Here is a 15342-nt window from a genome sequence, read left to right as displayed (position 1 = left end):
TACGAAGGAACGGCCGAGTGCTCTCGGAGCGATCCACAGAGCGCGGAGGGGCGGCCCACAGACCACTCATAGGAATTCCTCGATACTCGAAGACGTGACCATCTCCCAGCCTGCAGCAGCCCCGCGCCTCACGCGTGCCGACGGAACCCCGTTGCGCATCCTGGTCGTCGACGACGAAGCCAGCCTGACCGACCTGTTGTCCATGGCGCTCCGCTACGAGGGCTGGGACGTCAAGAGCGCGAACGGCGGGCAGGACGCCCTGACGACCGCGCGGGAGTTCAAGCCCGACGCGATGGTGCTCGACGTCATGATGCCGGACCTCGACGGCCTGCAGGTGCTCAGCCGGCTGCGGCAGAACAACGACGACACCCCGGTGCTGTTCCTCACCGCGAAGGACTCCGTCGAGGACCGCGTGACCGGGCTGACGGCCGGCGGCGACGACTACGTCACGAAGCCGTTCTCCCTCGAGGAGGTCGTCGCACGGCTGCGTGGCCTCATCCGCCGCTCGCAGATCTCGATCTCCGAGGCGGGCGACTCCCGCATCGTCGTCGGCGACCTGGTGCTCGACGAGGAGTCGTACGAGGTGCACCGTGCCGGCCGGCCGATCGAGCTGACCGCCACCGAGTTCGAGCTCCTCCGATTCCTGATGCGCAACCCCCGACGCGTGCTCTCGAAGGCGCAGATCCTGGACCGCGTGTGGTCGTACGACTTCGGCGGCAAGTCGTCGGTCGTCGAGATCTACATCTCCTACCTGCGCAAGAAGATCGACGCCGGTGAGACCCCGATGATCCACACGGTGCGCGGCGTCGGGTACGTCATCAAGCCGACCTCGTGACCCTGCGGCGCCGGCTCGTCCTGAGCATCGTCGCCCTCGTCGTCGCCGTCAGCGCGGTGATCGGCGGGGCGAGCCTCATCGCGCTCTTCTCGATCCAGACCAGCGCGATCGACAAGCAGATCACGAGCGCCACCCACCGGGCACAGCGGTACCTGCAGCAGAACCAGTCGGGGCAGCCGAGCATCGACCTGTCCCGGCCGTCCGGGCAGGCCGCCGGCACCCTGACGGCGTACTTCGTCGACGGGCAGGTCGTCATCGCGAACGTGCTCGACGACTACGGCCGCCCGAGCGGGATCCCGCAGGCCAGCGCCGAGGCACTGGGGTCCGTCCGCGTGGACGCCGACCCGGAGACGATCGACCTCGGCTCGGACGTCGGACGCTACCGTCTGGCCGCCGTCAACGTCGGCCCGGCCGTCCTGGTCGTGGGGCTCCCGATGGCACCCGTGTACGACAGCGTCTGGAAGCTGTTCGCCGGGGTCCTCTCCGTCCTGGCAGCTGCACTGGTCGCCGGTTCGGTCGTCGCCGCGTTCGTGGTCCGGCAGTCGCTCCGGCCCCTCGAGCGCGTCGCCGAGACCGCCTCCACCGTCGCGCGCATGCCGCTCGACCGCAGCGACGCCCTCGACGGCGTCCGCGTTCCCGACACCGACCCCCGCACCGAGGTGGGCCGGGTCGGCAGCGCCTTCAACCGGATGCTCGGGCACATCGCAGGCGCCATGCAGGCGCGGGAACGGTCCGAACAGAAGGTCCGGCAGTTCGTCGCGGACGCCTCGCACGAGCTCCGCACCCCGCTCGCCTCGGTGCGTGGATACGCCGAACTCACCCGGCGGATGGGCGGCGACCTGCCGAAGGACGTCGTCTACGCGATGAGCCGCATCGAGTCCGAGTCCATCCGGATGACGTCCATGGTCGAGGACCTGCTGCTCCTCGCCCGCCTCGACGAGGGGCGCGAGATCCAGTTCGCCGAGGTCGACCTGACCGGGCTCGTGCTCGACGCCGTCAACGACGCGCACGCCGCCTCGCCGGACCACGTCATCGAGATCGACGTGCCGTCATCGCCCGTGGTGGTCCTCGGAGACGCCGCGCGCCTGCACCAGGTCATCGTGAACCTCGTCACGAACGCCCGGACGCACACCCCCGAGGGGACCCGCATCACCGTGGGGATCGCGCCGGCACCCTCGGGCCCCGGTGTCGACCTGACCGTGCGGGATACCGGGCAGGGCATCGACCCGGAGTTCCTGCCGAAGCTGTTCGAGCGGTTCGCCCGCGCCGACAGCTCCCGGTCGCGCACCGTGGGGTCGACGGGGCTCGGCCTCGCGATCGTGGACGCGGTCGTGCAGGCGCACGGCGGCAGCGTCGAGGTGGCGAGCGTGCCCGGTGACACGGTGTTCACGGTCCACCTGCCGGTGGATCCCGCAGCCGCCGCGGCGGCTGCGTCCGCGTCGGACGTGTCTGCTGACTGGTCGGGGACGCCCGCTGCGGTGGACGCGACCCACTGACGACCGGGAGGCGCGGTGCGGGCCCGCACCGCGCCTCCAGACCGCCGTTTGGTCTCGTCCACCGCATCTGGTACTGTTCTCGAAGCCAAAGACCGCCGGATGTCGTGCTGCTTGCAAAGTGTTTGTGAACATCATGACCGAAGGTCCTCACTCGTGAGGCATCCCGCGCAGGTGTTCCGAACCACTCCCACCGTCAGGTGAGAGCAGCTCCGAGCCTCTGCGCCGGAGCTTTTTTCATGTGTGGAGACCTGGGGCTAGCCGGCAAGAAACCCCAAGGAGAACCATGGCGAACAAGGAAGCTGCGGTCGCCGAGCTCACGGAGTCCTTCCGTAGCTCGAACGCCGTTCTGCTCACCGAGTACCGCGGTCTCACGGTCGCGCAGCTCAAGGAGCTCCGCAACTCGATCCGTGAGCACGCCACGTACGCCGTGGTGAAGAACACGCTGACCAAGATCGCGGCGAACAACGCCGGCATCTCCTCGTTCGACGAGGAACTCGCCGGTCCGTCCGCTCTCGCCTTCGTCCACGGTGACACCGTCGCCGTCGCGAAGTCGCTGCGTGCATTCGCCAAGGCGAACCCCGAGCTCGTGGTGAAGGGTGGTTACTTCGACGGTAACCCGCTCTCCGCGACCGAGGTGGACAAGCTCGCCGACCTCGAGTCCCGTGAAGTTCTGCTCGGCAAGCTCGCCGGCGCCTTCAAGGCCTCGCTGTTCGGTGCTGCGTACCTGTTCCAGGCCCCGCTCTCGCAGGCCGTCCGCACCGTGGACGCCCTTCGCGAGAAGCAGGAGTCCGCGGCCTGATCAGGCTCGCGTTCCACAACCACACGTATTAGCTAGTAGTAGGAGAAAATCATGGCGAAGCTTTCGCAGGACGAGCTCATCGAGGCCTTCAAGGAGCTCACGCTCATCGAGCTCTCGGACTTCGTGAAGAAGTTCGAAGAGGTCTTCGAGGTCACCGCTGCTGCCCCGGCCGCTGCTGCCGCTCCGGCCGCCGCTGCCCCGGCCGAGGCCGCTGAGGAGAAGACCGAGTTCGACGTCATCCTCAAGTCCGCTGGTGACAAGAAGATCCAGGTCATCAAGGAGGTCCGTGGCCTGACGTCGCTCGGCCTCGGTGAGGCCAAGGCGCTCGTCGAGACCGCCGACGCCAAGATCCTCGAGGGTGCGAACAAGGAGACCGCCGACAAGGCAAAGGCGACCCTCGAGGCCGCTGGCGCCACGATCGAGCTCGCGTAGTCTCGACCGTTCGGTTCACGAAGGCCGCTGCCCCTCGGGGTGGCGGCCTTCGTCGTGCGCGGGTGCGTGTGTGCGGGGCCCGGGAGGCGCTTCCGCCAAAGCGACAGAGTGCCGCCAACTGTTCGCGGGATTCTGTCGCGATGGCAACACATTCAGTCGCTCATTGCTGAGATCTGTCGCTTTGGCAGTCCACTGTTGACTCCCGGGAGGCGCGGCGGTTGTCCACAGATCGGCTCCGGACCGTGAGACCGGTCGTTTCGAGCGACAGTGTGCTGTCATGCACCCTGCCAACGCGATCGAGATCTTCCGCACGAACGAGCTCGACCGGGCTGGCGCGCGCCATCTCCAGCGACGGCAGCGGACCGATGAGCTCATGCGCGTCCGGCACGGCGTCTACGTCGAACGTGCGCCGTGGGAGGGATTGGACGGCCGTGGTCGACACCTCGTCCGGATGCGGGCCGTCATCCCGTTGCTCCGGTCCGGCACGGTCTTCGCGCTCGACTCGGCCGCCGCGGTGTTCGGTGTGCCACGACTCGATCCGTGGCCCGAGCGTGTCCACGCCGTGGACGCCGGGATCGCGCACGATCGGCACCGTGTGGGACTGACCGTCCACGCCGGTGCGCCCGAGCCATCGGGGAAGCTGTTCCACGGTGCCCCGTTCACCGCTCTGGCCCAGACCACCGTGGAGAACGCCCGGCGTGGCACCCTCGCCGATGCGGTCGTCGGGCTCGATCACGCGTTGCGGAGCGGAGTCGACCGCGGGGAACTCCAGCGTCTGTGTGCCGCCGCTGGTCCATGGGGATCGGCACGACTCGAGCAGGCCCTGCTGATCTGCGACGAGCGCCACGAGTCGGTCGGGGAGTCGTTCCTGGCTGCCCGCGCCGCCGAGCTGCACTGTCCGGACTGGGAACCGCAGCACGAGTTCCGCGCACCGGACGGCCGTGTCGACCGTGTCGACTTCTGGCTCCCACGCCAGGGAATCGTCGTGGAGTTCGACGGTCGACAGAAGTACGAGGACCCCGGGATGGTGGGAGGGAGGACCGGCGCCGAGGCTGTGTGGGCCGAGAAGCAGCGTGAGGACCGTGTCCGGGGACGATCAGAGGTGAACGGCTTCGTCCGCGTCTACTGGGAACACGTCGTGGCACCGGAACGACTTCGGTCGCTGTTCCGACAGCACGGCGTGCCGTGCCGCTGATGGTGGGACCATCCGTGCTGCCAGGGCGACACTTCTTACCGGAGCCAGGCCGAGCCTCCCGTCAAAGCGACAGATGTCAGCAAACAGTTGGCGAGACCTTGTCGCTTTGGCGGATGTGGCTCGGGGGTACGGCGGGGTCGGCTGAGTCTCGGGGCGGGGCGGGCGGCGGGTCAGCGCAGGGTGCTGTGGCGGCGGCCGTAGGCCAGGTAGAGCACGGCGCCGACGACCATCCAGATGCCGAACGCGATCCACGTCGTGGCGCCGAGGAACACCGCGAGGAGCACACAGCTGAGGGCACCGAGGACCGGCACGACGGGGAACAGCGGGACGCGGTACGAGCGCTCGAGGTCGGGCTGCGAGCGGCGGAGCACGATGACCGACACGTTGACGAGTGCGAACGCCACCAGGGTGCCGATGCTCGTCGCGTCGGCGAGCTCGCCCAGCGGCACGAGGGCGGCGACGATCGTCACCGCGATGCCGATGATCAGCGTGTTCGCGATCGGGGTGCCGGTGCGGCGCGAGACCCGACCGAAGACCTTCGGGACGAGGCCGTCGCGTGCCATGGTGAGCAGGATCCGGGTCTGACCGTAGAGCACGGTCAGCACGACGCTCGCGATCGCGACGACCGCACCGATCGAGAAGACCAGCGCAACGAGGGGCTGGCCCGTGACGTCGACCACGATGCGGACGAGCGAGGCCTCGGACGACGAGAACTCCGTCCACGAACGGGCACCGATCGCGGCGATGGCGACGAGGATGTACAGCGCCGTGATGAGCGCGATCGAACCGATGATCGCCCGGGGGAGGTCGCGGCGGGGGTTCTTCGCCTCCTCGCCTGCGGTGGACGCGGCATCGAACCCGATGTACGAGAAGAAGAGCCGGGAGGCCGCGGCGGTGACCCCGGCGGCACCCATCGGTGCGAGCGGTTCGAAGTTCTGCGCCTGGAAGGCCGTGAAGGCGACGACCACGAAGAACACGAGCAGTGCGATCTTCACGACGACCATGACGGTGTTCACCCAGGCGCTCTCGCGGGCTCCGGGGATCAGGACCACGGTGGCGAGCAGGACCAGGACGGCCGCCGGCAGGTTCACGACGCCGCCGTCCCCCGGGGGCGCGGACAGTGCCGTCGGCAGGTGCAGCCCGAGCACGCGCAGGGTCTCGTCCACGTACTCGCTCGCGCCGACCGCGACCGCGGCCACCGAGACGGCGTACTCGAGGACGAGGCACCACCCGCACACCCATGCGATGCCCTCGCCCATGGTGGCGTAGGTGTACGAGTAGCTCGACCCCGAGGTCGGGACGGCTCCGGCCATCTCGGCGTAGGACAGCGCCGAGAGCAGGGCCGCGATCCCGGCGACCACGAAGGAGATCCACACGGCCGGCCCCGCGAGCGGCACGGCCGTGCCGAGCACGACCAGGATGCCGGTGCCGAGGGTGGCGCCGACGCTGATCATCGTCAGGTGCCAGACGCCGAGGGACCGGCGGAGCGGTTCACCGTTCACACCGACGGCCGCCTCGGACTGCAGCTGCTCGATCGGCTTGCGGCGGGCGAGCTGCTGGCGGAGGGACGTGGGACGGGACGGCGCGGACGTCATGGGACCTCGGTGGTGCGGGGGCGGGGACGGCACATGCTCGCACGCCCCCTGAACGGGGTCAAATACACCCGCCGGACCGCACGGCGGAACGGTGGCCGACGAGCGTGCGCCGATGTCCGACCGCGGGGATACGGTTGCTCCATGAGCATGGGCGGCGGGATGCGCGGGGGTGGTGGTGGACCGCGCGGCGGTGGCCGGATCTCGAGCGGTGACTTCCGCGCGCAGAAGGCCGCCAACGCCGAGGCGCCGAAGATCCCGCACCTGGTGAAACGGATCGCGGGGCTGTTCGTCCCGCACCGCAGGGCCATCATCCTGACGGTCGTCCTGGTCCTGATCGGCGCCGCCATCTCGGTGATCCCGCCGCTGTTGACGCAGCAGGCGTTCGACCGAGGCCTCTTCCCGCCGTCCGGCAGACCCGACGTCCCGGTGCTGGTCGAGCTCGTGTCGGCGATGGTGCTCCTCTGGATCGCGAGCGCCGGGGTGGGCGTCTGGCAGACCTACCTGACGGCGACGGTCGGCAACAAGGTGATGGGCGCCATGCGGATGCGCCTGTTCGGGCACCTGCAGCGGATGGAGCTCGCGTTCTTCACCCGCACCAAGACCGGCGTGATCCAGTCCCGCCTGCAGAACGACGTCGGCGGCGTCGCGAGCGTCCTGAACAACACGATCTCGTCGGTGCTCGGCAACACCGTCACGGTCATCGCCGCGATCGTCGCGATGCTCCTGCTGAGCTGGCAGATGACCCTGGTCGCGGTCGTGCTGCTGCCGCTCCTGGTCATCGCGCAACGTCGGGTCGGTCAGGTCCGTGCCCGCATCGCCGGGCAGACGCAGGAGTCGCTGTCCGACATGACGGCGATCACGCAAGAGGCGCTGAGCGTCTCCGGCATCCTGCTGGCCAAGAGCTTCAACCAGCAGCGCAGTGAGACCCGCCGCTACGGTGACGAGAACCGCAACCAGATCCAGCTGCAGGTCCGCCAGCAGATGTCCGGACAGTGGTTCTTCGCGATCGTGCAGATCTTCCTGTCGATCATCCCCGCGATCATCTACCTCGTCGCCGCCTGGCTGATCATCGGCGACGTCCCGATCACCGCCGGCACCATCGTCGCGTTCACGACGGTGCAGTCGCGCCTGCTGTTCCCGACGGTCGGACTGCTCCGCGTGGTGCTCGACCTGCAGACCTCCGGAGCGCTGTTCGCCCGCATCTTCGAGTACTTCGACCTGCAGCCCGCGATCACGGACTCGCCCACGGCGAAGCCCGTCGACGACACCATGGTCGGTCACGTCGCCTTCGACGACGTGACGTTCACGTACCCGGACGGCGAGCCCGACAAGCCGACGCTCCGCGGGGTCTCGTTCGCGCTCCGGCCCGGCCAGTTCGCCGCCTTCGTCGGTCCGTCGGGCGCGGGCAAGACGACCGTGTCGTACCTGGTGCCGCGGTTGTACGAGGCGACCGAGGGCTCCGTGCGGTTCGCCGGGCAGGACGTCCGCGACCTCGTGCACGAGGACGTCATGCGCCACGTGGGGATCGTCAGCCAGGAGACGTACCTGTTCCACGCGACGATCGGCGACAACCTGCGGTACGCCAAACCGGACGCCACCGACGACGAGGTCGAACGGGCGGCACGGGCGGCGAACATCCACGACACCATCGCCTCGTTCCCGGACGGGTACGACACCGTCGTGGGGGAGCGCGGGTACCGCCTGTCCGGCGGTGAGAAGCAGCGGATCGCCATCGCCCGCGTGCTCCTGAAGGACCCGCCGGTGCTGGTGCTCGACGAGGCCACGAGCGCGCTGGACTCGATCTCGGAACGGGTCGTGCAGACCGCACTCGACACTGCTGCTGCCGGGCGCACCACGATCTCGATCGCGCACCGACTGTCGACGATCCGCGACGCCGACGTCATCTTCGTGCTCGACCACGGTCGGATCGTCGAGCAGGGCACGCACGACGAACTCCTCGCGCTCGACGGCACCTACGCGCTCCTGCACCGGCAGCAGAACACGCCGGCCGACGCCGTCGGCCGCTGACCCCACCGATCACGGCCACCGACGCACAGGCCGGTGCGCCGATCGGACACGCACCCCAGACCGGACGGGAGGCCCGTGGCGGCCCCGCCACGGGCCTCCCGTCCGGTGCGGCGAACGACCAGGGCGAGGCGCGCGTCACGACCCAGCAGAACGCGGTGTCCGCGTCCTAGACTCGGGCGCGTGCGTTACGCGAACTCCGTGGTCGACCTCGTCGGCGACACCCCGCTCGTCAAGCTCAACCGCGTCACCGAGGGGGTGCGCGCGACCGTCCTGGTGAAGGTCGAGTACCTGAACCCCGGCGGATCGTCGAAGGACCGCATCGCGACGCGGATCATCGACGCGGCCGAGGCCTCCGGCGATCTGCGACCCGGCGGCACGATCGTCGAACCCACCTCGGGCAACACCGGGGTCGGACTGGCGCTCGTCGCCCAGCAGCGCGGCTACCGGTGCGTGTTCGTGCTGCCGGACAAGGTCGGCGAGGACAAGCGCAACGTCCTGACGGCGTACGGCGCCGAGATCGTCGTCACGCCGACGGCGGTTCCGCCGGAGCACCCGGAGTCGTACTACTCGGTGTCCGACCGGCTCGTCCGCGAGATCCCGGGCGCCTACAAGCCGAACCAGTACGCGAACCCGAACGGGCCCCGCAGCCACTACGAGACCACCGGTCCGGAGATCTGGCGCGACACCGAGCAGCAGATCACCCACTTCGTCGCGGGCGTCGGGACGGGTGGCACGATCTCGGGGACCGGGCGCTTCCTGAAGGAGGCATCCGACGGCCGTGTCCGCATCGTCGGAGCCGACCCCGAGGGCTCGGTCTACTCCGGCGGCACCGGCCGTCCGTACCTGGTCGAGGGCGTCGGCGAGGACTTCTGGCCGACCGCGTACGACCCCGAGGTGCCGGACGAGATCATCGCGGTGTCGGACGCCGACTCGTTCGCGATGACCCGACGCCTCGCGCGGGAAGAGGGCCTGCTCGTGGGCGGGTCCAGCGGCATGGCGGTCGTCGCGGCGTTGCGGGCCGCCCGTGACCTGACCGAGGACGACGTCGTCGTGGTGCTGCTGCCCGACGGTGGCCGCGGCTACCTCGGCAAGATCTTCAACGACCGGTGGATGCGCTCGTACGGCTTCGCTGAGACCGACGAGGCGCGGACCGTCGGCTCGCTCATCGCCGGCAAGGACGGCCGCCTGCCCGACCTGGTGCACGCGCACCCGGCGGACACCGTGCGCGACGTCGTCGACATCATGACCAAGTACGGGGTGTCCCAGATGCCCGTGCTCAGCGCGGAGCCGCCGGTCGTCATCGGCGAGGTCATCGGGGCCGTCGCCGAGAAGGACCTGCTCGAACAGGTCTTCACCGGCGCCGCGAAGATGGCGGACGCCCTGACCGGCTTCGTGGGCGAGCCGCTCCCGCTGATCGGTGTGGGCGAGTCCGTGTCCGCCGCGCGCCGGGCCCTCGAGACGGTGGACGCCCTGCTCGTCGTCGAGGACGGCAAGCCGGTCACGGTCCTGACCCGCCACGACCTCCTGACCTACCTCTCCGAGTAAGGAACGCAGCCAGCATGACCGAGTTCAGCACCCGCGCCATCCACGCCGGCCAGGAGCCCGACGGCCCCACCGGCGCGGTCATCCCGCCGATCCACCTGACGTCCACCTACGTGCAGGACGGCATCGGCGGCATGCGGAACGGCTACGAGTACTCCCGCGCCGGCAACCCGACGCGGGACTCCCTGCAGACGCTGCTCGCCGACCTCGACGGGGGCGTGGCCGCGTACTCGTTCGCCTCCGGCCTCGCCGCCGAGGACGCCCTGCTCCGGGCCGCGCTCCGCCCCGGCGCCCGCGTGGTGATGGGGAACGACGTCTACGGCGGGACCCACCGCCTGGTCAGCCGGCTGCACGTGCCGTGGGGCGTCGAGCTCGTGGTCGTCGACATGAGCGACCTCGACCAGGTCCGTGCCGCGCTGCAGGGTGCGCCGGAGGAGACGGTGCTCTGGGTCGAGACGCCGACCAACCCGCTCATGAAGATCGCCGACATCGCCGGACTCGCCACCCTCGGGCACGAGGCGGGTGCGCTCGTCGTCGTGGACAACACCTTCGCCTCGCCGTACCTGCAGCAGCCGCTGTCGCTGGGCGCCGACGTCGTCGTGTACTCGACGACGAAGTACCTGGGCGGCCACTCCGACATCGTCGGCGGCGCCGTGGTGCTCGCCGACCAGGAGCTCGCGGCGAAGGTGCAGTTCCTGCAGTTCGGCGCCGGTGCGATCTCGTCGCCGTTCGACGCCTTCCTGACCACGCGCGGCATCAAGACCCTCGCGGTCCGGATGGAGCGGCACTCCGCGAACGCGCAGGCCGTCGCCGAGGCGCTCGTCGCCGCGCCGGGCGTCGAGCGTGTCTACTACCCGGGACTCACCGACCACCCGGGGCACGACGTCGCCGCTCGCCAGATGCGTGGGTTCGGCGGGATGCTCTCCGTCGCCCTGTCCGGCGGACCGGACGCGGCCCGGCGCTTCGCGGAGTCCACGGAGCTGTTCGCACTGGCCGAGTCCCTCGGGGGTGTGGAGTCGCTCATCGGGTACCCGAGCGAGATGACGCACGCCTCGGTGAAGGGCACGGAGCTCGCGGTGCCGGAGAACGTGGTGCGGTTGTCCGTCGGCATCGAGGACGCCGGCGACCTGGTCGCGGACCTGCAGCAGGCGCTCGCGCGCTGACGCGCCCCCCGCCGGTCCGCGGTGTCGCCGCCCGCCCCTACGATGAGCGGGTGAGCACCACGGCGACGAGGACGGGCCTGCTGAGCGGGCGCTACGCCCTCGCGACGATCGGGATGGTCGCGATCGTGGGCGTCGCGGCGTTCCAGAACCTCGCGATGACGACGATCATGCCGGTGATCAGTCGCGACCTGGACGGCGAGGCGCTCTACGCCCTGGCGTTCGCCGCGCCGCTCGCCGCCGGGGTGCCCGGCATGGTGCTCGCCGGCAACTGGACCGACCGGGCCGGCGGTCGGGTCGTCGCCTGGGTCTCCGCCCTGCTCTTCGCCGTGGGGACCGCCGTGGTCATGCTCGCGCCGACGATGGAGGTCTTCCTCGTCGGGCGCCTGGTCGAGGGCTTCGGCGCCGGCGCGATCGACGTCGTGCTCTACGTGCTCGTCGCCCGGATCTTCCCCGCCGAACTGCACGGACCGGTGTTCGCCGGGTTCGCCGCCGCCTGGGTGGTGCCGGCGCTCATCGGCCCGGCGATCGCCGGCATCGTCACCGACACGTGGAACTGGCACTGGGTCTTCGCGGGGGCGCTCGTGATCGCCGTCGGCGCGTTCACCGTGCTCGTACCGACACTCGGGCGGCTGCAGGCACCGGCGGTCGAGCTGCGACCGCCGTGGCAGCGGGTGCGCATCGGGTGGTCGGTCGCCGCGGCCGTGTCGATCCTGCTGCTCAACGTGGCGCCGGACCTGACCCCGTGGGGGATGGTGGCCGCGGTCCTGGTCGGCCTGGTCGGCACCTGGTTCGCCCTGCGGCCGCTGCTGCCGGCGGGCACCTTCCGCGCCGCCGCCGGGCTGCCCTCGGTGGTGCTGCTGCGCGGGCTCGTGGCGGCGTCGTTCTTCGGCAGCGAGGCGTACGTGCCGTTCCTGCTGCAGGCGCAGCACGGCCTGTCCGCATCGGCCGCGGGGCTCGCACTGACGGTCGCGGCGCTGAGCTGGGCGGCCTCGAGCTGGGTGCACGGCCGGCTGGGGGAGCAGCGACTGACCGCACGCCGGACCTTCGGCGTCGGACTCGCGCTGGTGCTCGTGAGCCTGCTGGCAGCGCTCGCGGTGGCGACGCTCGACCTGTCGTGGTGGGTGCTCGTCGCCGGGTGGTTCGTCGGCGGCGCGGGCATGGGCGCCATCTACCCGCGGACGTCGATGCTCACCCTGCGGTTCTCGGGCGAGGGCGACGACGGGTTCGCGAGCTCGGCGCTCACCATCGCCGACGCCGCGGGCAGCGTCATCGGCCTGGCGGTCACCGGACTGCTCTTCACCGCGACCGGCGGCGCCGACGGCACGGTGTCGTTCCCGCTCGTCTTCGCGGCGATGATCTGCTTCGCCGCTCTGGCGGTCGCCGCGGTCCGGCGGCTCGGACCGGTCCCCGCGCCGGTGTCGTCGGCGTCGGCGCACCGCGCAGCCGGGTAGCGTGGCAGACCGGACCGAAGAGGAGACCCCCGTGGTGCGCATCGTCGCTGCAGCCGTCGTCCTGACGGCCGCCCTCGCGCTGGCCGGCTGCCAGGGCACGACCTCCGCTGCGCCCACGCCGGTGCAGAGCACGGACCTCACGAGCTCCGACGGCGGGTTCGACAAGCAGGCCGTGATCGGCGTCGTGCTGGTCCACGACGACACGGCCCTGGGCGAAGACCTGCGCACCGGCCTGTCCGACGCCGGCTTCCGTCCCGACGTCCGGGTCGCACCCGCGTCGGGTGCGGCGGCGTCCCAGCGGACCGCGGTCGCCCAGCTCGTCCGCAAGGGTGCCAAGGCACTGCTCGTGCACGCGGCTCGGCCGTCGGCGCTGACCGGGGTGATCCAGACGGCGCACGACGCCGGCGTCGTGGTGGTGTCGCTCGGCGACCCGCTGCCGGCGAGCGGCACGGGGGGTGACGGCGTGTCCGCCGACTACCGGGTGCCAGCAGGTGCCGACGACGCGGACCTGTCGGCCACCGCGGTCGAGGTGGTGCGATCGTTGCAGCGCGGCGAGAAGCCGGAGACCGAGCCGAGCGACGGCGACACGACCGACGCCGAGTGACCGGAGCCGCTCAGCGCGGCGACACCAGGCCGGTCAGCGACGTGCCACCAGGCGGCTCGGTTCAGCTCCACCACGCCGGGAACGACAACGTGATCGTCTCGACCAGCGCCTTCCTCGAACGTCGGGGCCCGGCGAGCCAGGCCTCGATCGCGCCGACGAAGCCCTGCGCGACGTACCCGGCGGCCACGTCGTCGAGCAGTTCCGGCCGGCGTTCCGCGTCGAGCTCGCGGATGTGCAGGGCACCCGACTCGGTGAAGTGGCCGACGAGCAGCCGGTGCAGTGATGCGTCGTTCGGGTCCGGCAGCGCCTTGGCGTAGATGTCGCGGTGCGTGGTCACGTGCTCGACGACGGCGTTGATGCCCCGGCGCGTGATGGCGGCGAGTTCGGCCGCGTCGGCACCGCGCGCGGCGGCTGCCCGGCGGTCGTCGGCGTCGTCCTGACGGATGCGGTCGAGTTCCGGCGTCAGCACGTCCGCGAGCAGCGATCCTGGGGAGACCGCGTGCGAGTAGAACGTCGCGCGGTTGATGCCGGCGGCACGGGTGACGTCGGCGACGGTGATCTCGGAGACGGGGCGGTCCGCCGCCAGCCGCAGGATCGCTTCGCGCAGGGCGGCGGTCGTGTGCAGGATCCGGGCATCCACCATGACGCCCACCCCCTTCTGATCCGGTTCACCCGGAGGCCCCCGAGCAGTCCGACGGTACCGCATGGCGCGGGATCGGTACGCGGACGAGGGACGGCAACACGCGGGCAATTCCGTGCCGAGCGCGTCGGGAGCGTTCGTTCGGCCCGTAGGATGGTTCCGCGGACGAATCGATTCGATCGACGCCGCGATCACCTCGTCACCCCTCACCGCCGAAGGACTCCTGCTCGTGACCGCGCCCGCTACCACCGGTTCGCTCCGGGTCGTCCTGCACCCCGGAGACTCGCTCTCCCGCGGGCAGCGACTCGTCTACGTCTTCGTCCTGGGCGCCCTGACAGCGCTCGGGCCGTTCACGATCGACCTGTACCTGCCGGCGTTCCCGGCCATCAAGGAGCAGTTCGGCGTCACCGACGGCGCCGTGCAGCTCACGCTCACGGCGACGACGCTCGGGTTCGCGTTCGGGCAGCTGCTCGTCGGTCCGTGGAGCGACAAGGTCGGGCGCCGACTGCCGCTCATCATCGCGACGACCGTGCACATCGCCGCGTCGATCGGTGCGGCGACCGCGCCCGACATCGAGCTCCTCGCGGTGTTCCGCGTGCTGCAGGGCATGGGCGCGGCGGCCGGTGGTGTCGTCGCGATGGCCACCGTCCGCGACCTGTTCGGCGGCAAGCCGCTGGTCCGGATGCTGTCCCGACTGGCGATGGTGAACGGGCTGGCGCCGATCCTCGCACCGCTCATCGGCTCGCAGATGCTGCAGTTCACCAGCTGGCGCGGCATCTTCGTGTTCCTCGCCTGCTACGGCCTGGCCGTGGTGATCGCGTCGATCCTGCTCATCGTCGAGACCCTGCCCCCGGCCCGTCGCCGCGAAGCCGGGCACTCCACGATCGGCCAGCGGTACAAAGCGCTGTTCTCCGACCGGATCTTCGTCGGCGTCGCGCTCATCGGGGCGATGGTGTTCAGCGGGCTGTTCTCGTACCTCAGCTCGTCGCCGTTCCTGTTCCAGGGTGTCTACGGGCTCGACGCCCAGCAGTACGGCCTGCTCTTCGCCGTGAATTCGGTGGGCGTCGTGCTCGGTGTGCAGATCTCCGCGCGGTTGGCGCAGCGCGTCGGTCCGCAGTGGATCCTGGCGTGCTCGACGGCGACCCTGTTCCTGGCGTCGATCGCGATCATCGTGCTCGACCAGGTCGGCGCGGGCCTCGTGGGCGTGCTCGTGCCCCTGTGGTTCTTCATCGCGGCCTGCGGGTTCTCGTTCCCGTTGGTCCAGGTCATCGGGCTCGCCGCCCACGGCAAGGAAGCCGGCACGGCAGCGTCCCTGCTCGGCGCCCTGAACTTCGGCGTCGCCGGCCTGATCTCGCCGATCGTGGGCTGGCTCGGCATCACGACCGCGACCCCGATGGCGATGGTGATGGCTTCGACCTCGGTGATGGCCATCCTGATCCTGTGGTTCGTGGTGCGGCCCCGGACGGTCCCCGAGCTCACGCACTGACGGTTCGCGCGCGACTCGGAACGACGACATCGACGTCGTGCGACAACGGTCTCGTCGTTCGGCATCGAGCTTGCGG

The 15342-nt window shown here is 70.4% G+C and carries 13 protein-coding genes; 11 read left to right on the top strand and 2 right to left on the bottom strand.

Going from position 1 to position 15342, the window contains the following annotated elements; translation table 11 throughout:
• The first annotated feature begins 94 nt into the window (after positions 1-94).
• The 5 genes from ACVKXF_RS02035 (at position 95) to ACVKXF_RS02015 (ending at position 4757) form a co-directional block, all read left to right on the top strand.
• The gene (locus ACVKXF_RS02035; RefSeq protein WP_017888661.1) at positions 95-835 is read left to right on the top strand and encodes a response regulator transcription factor; all 741 of its coding nucleotides are present in this window, start codon (positions 95-97) and stop codon (positions 833-835) included.
• Entirely contained in the window at positions 832-2331 is a 1500-nt protein-coding gene (locus ACVKXF_RS02030) for a sensor histidine kinase (protein WP_456794677.1), read from the top strand. The genes ACVKXF_RS02035 and ACVKXF_RS02030 overlap by 4 nt, the downstream gene beginning before the upstream one ends.
• 283 nt (positions 2332-2614) lie before the next feature.
• Entirely contained in the window at positions 2615-3130 is a 516-nt protein-coding gene (rplJ, locus tag ACVKXF_RS02025) for a 50S ribosomal protein L10 (RefSeq protein WP_111084245.1), read from the top strand.
• Between the two features lie 51 nt (positions 3131-3181).
• Positions 3182-3562 carry a 50S ribosomal protein L7/L12 gene (gene rplL / locus ACVKXF_RS02020; RefSeq protein WP_017888664.1) on the top strand — a complete coding sequence of 127 codons (381 nt, stop codon included), beginning with the start codon at positions 3182-3184 and terminating at the stop codon, positions 3560-3562.
• 277 nt (positions 3563-3839) lie between these two features.
• Positions 3840-4757, top strand: a complete 918-nt coding sequence (locus tag ACVKXF_RS02015) for a hypothetical protein (protein WP_456794676.1) — start codon at positions 3840-3842, stop codon at positions 4755-4757.
• Positions 4758-4927: 170 nt separating this feature from the next.
• Here ACVKXF_RS02015 and ACVKXF_RS02010 read toward each other — a convergent pair whose 3' ends face one another.
• Positions 4928-6352 (bottom strand): amino acid permease, encoded by a 1425-nt coding sequence (locus ACVKXF_RS02010; protein ID WP_456794675.1) that lies wholly within the window; start codon positions 6350-6352, stop codon positions 4928-4930.
• A gap of 147 nt (positions 6353-6499) precedes the next feature.
• On the opposite strand from ACVKXF_RS02010, the gene ACVKXF_RS02005 reads away from it, so the two are divergent.
• The 5 genes from ACVKXF_RS02005 (at position 6500) to ACVKXF_RS01985 (ending at position 13140) form a co-directional block, all read left to right on the top strand.
• Entirely contained in the window at positions 6500-8380 is a 1881-nt protein-coding gene (locus tag ACVKXF_RS02005; protein ID WP_456794897.1) for an ABC transporter ATP-binding protein, read from the top strand.
• Between the two features lie 180 nt (positions 8381-8560).
• Complete coding sequence (locus ACVKXF_RS02000) at positions 8561-9925, top strand: cystathionine beta-synthase (RefSeq protein WP_123313821.1); 1365 nt, start codon at positions 8561-8563, stop codon at positions 9923-9925.
• A 14-nt stretch (positions 9926-9939) separates the two neighbouring features.
• On the top strand, positions 9940-11085 hold the full coding sequence (locus tag ACVKXF_RS01995; protein ID WP_456794674.1) for a cystathionine gamma-synthase: 1146 nt from the start codon (positions 9940-9942) through the stop codon (positions 11083-11085).
• A 50-nt stretch (positions 11086-11135) separates the two neighbouring features.
• Entirely contained in the window at positions 11136-12536 is a 1401-nt protein-coding gene (locus ACVKXF_RS01990) for an MFS transporter (protein WP_456794673.1), read from the top strand.
• Between the two features lies 1 nt (position 12537).
• Positions 12538-13140, top strand: coding sequence for a substrate-binding domain-containing protein (locus ACVKXF_RS01985; RefSeq protein ID WP_396288905.1), 603 nt, complete (start codon positions 12538-12540; stop codon positions 13138-13140).
• A 61-nt stretch (positions 13141-13201) separates the two neighbouring features.
• Here the strand turns inward: ACVKXF_RS01985 and ACVKXF_RS01980 are convergent, their stop codons facing one another.
• A complete protein-coding gene (locus ACVKXF_RS01980; protein ID WP_456794672.1) occupies positions 13202-13783 on the bottom strand; it encodes a TetR/AcrR family transcriptional regulator in 582 nt (193 codons plus the stop codon).
• A 226-nt stretch (positions 13784-14009) separates the two neighbouring features.
• On the opposite strand from ACVKXF_RS01980, the gene ACVKXF_RS01975 reads away from it, so the two are divergent.
• Positions 14010-15266 carry a multidrug effflux MFS transporter gene (locus tag ACVKXF_RS01975; protein WP_123313816.1) on the top strand — a complete coding sequence of 419 codons (1257 nt, stop codon included), beginning with the start codon at positions 14010-14012 and terminating at the stop codon, positions 15264-15266.
• The last annotated feature ends 76 nt before the right edge of the window (positions 15267-15342 follow it).

The organism is Curtobacterium sp. PvP017 (assembly GCF_054060195.1).
Note: the sequence above shows the minus strand (reverse complement) of the source record. Positions and strands in the feature narration are given on the sequence as shown.

Bases quoted from the DNA above. Each gene is read 5' to 3' on its own strand.
- rplJ (WP_111084245.1), top strand. From the start codon at position 2,615: ATGGCGAACAAGGAAGCTGCGGTCGCCGAGCTCACGGAGTCCTTCCGT.
- rplL (WP_017888664.1), top strand. From the start codon at position 3,182: ATGGCGAAGCTTTCGCAGGACGAGCTCATCGAGGCCTTCAAGGAGCTC.
- ACVKXF_RS02015 (WP_456794676.1), top strand. From the start codon at position 3,840: ATGCACCCTGCCAACGCGATCGAGATCTTCCGCACGAACGAGCTCGAC.
- ACVKXF_RS02010 (WP_456794675.1), bottom strand. From the start codon at position 6,352: ATGACGTCCGCGCCGTCCCGTCCCACGTCCCTCCGCCAGCAGCTCGCC.
- ACVKXF_RS02005 (WP_456794897.1), top strand. From the start codon at position 6,500: ATGGGCGGCGGGATGCGCGGGGGTGGTGGTGGACCGCGCGGCGGTGGC.
- ACVKXF_RS01995 (WP_456794674.1), top strand. From the start codon at position 9,940: ATGACCGAGTTCAGCACCCGCGCCATCCACGCCGGCCAGGAGCCCGAC.
- ACVKXF_RS01980 (WP_456794672.1), bottom strand. From the start codon at position 13,783: ATGGTGGATGCCCGGATCCTGCACACGACCGCCGCCCTGCGCGAAGCG.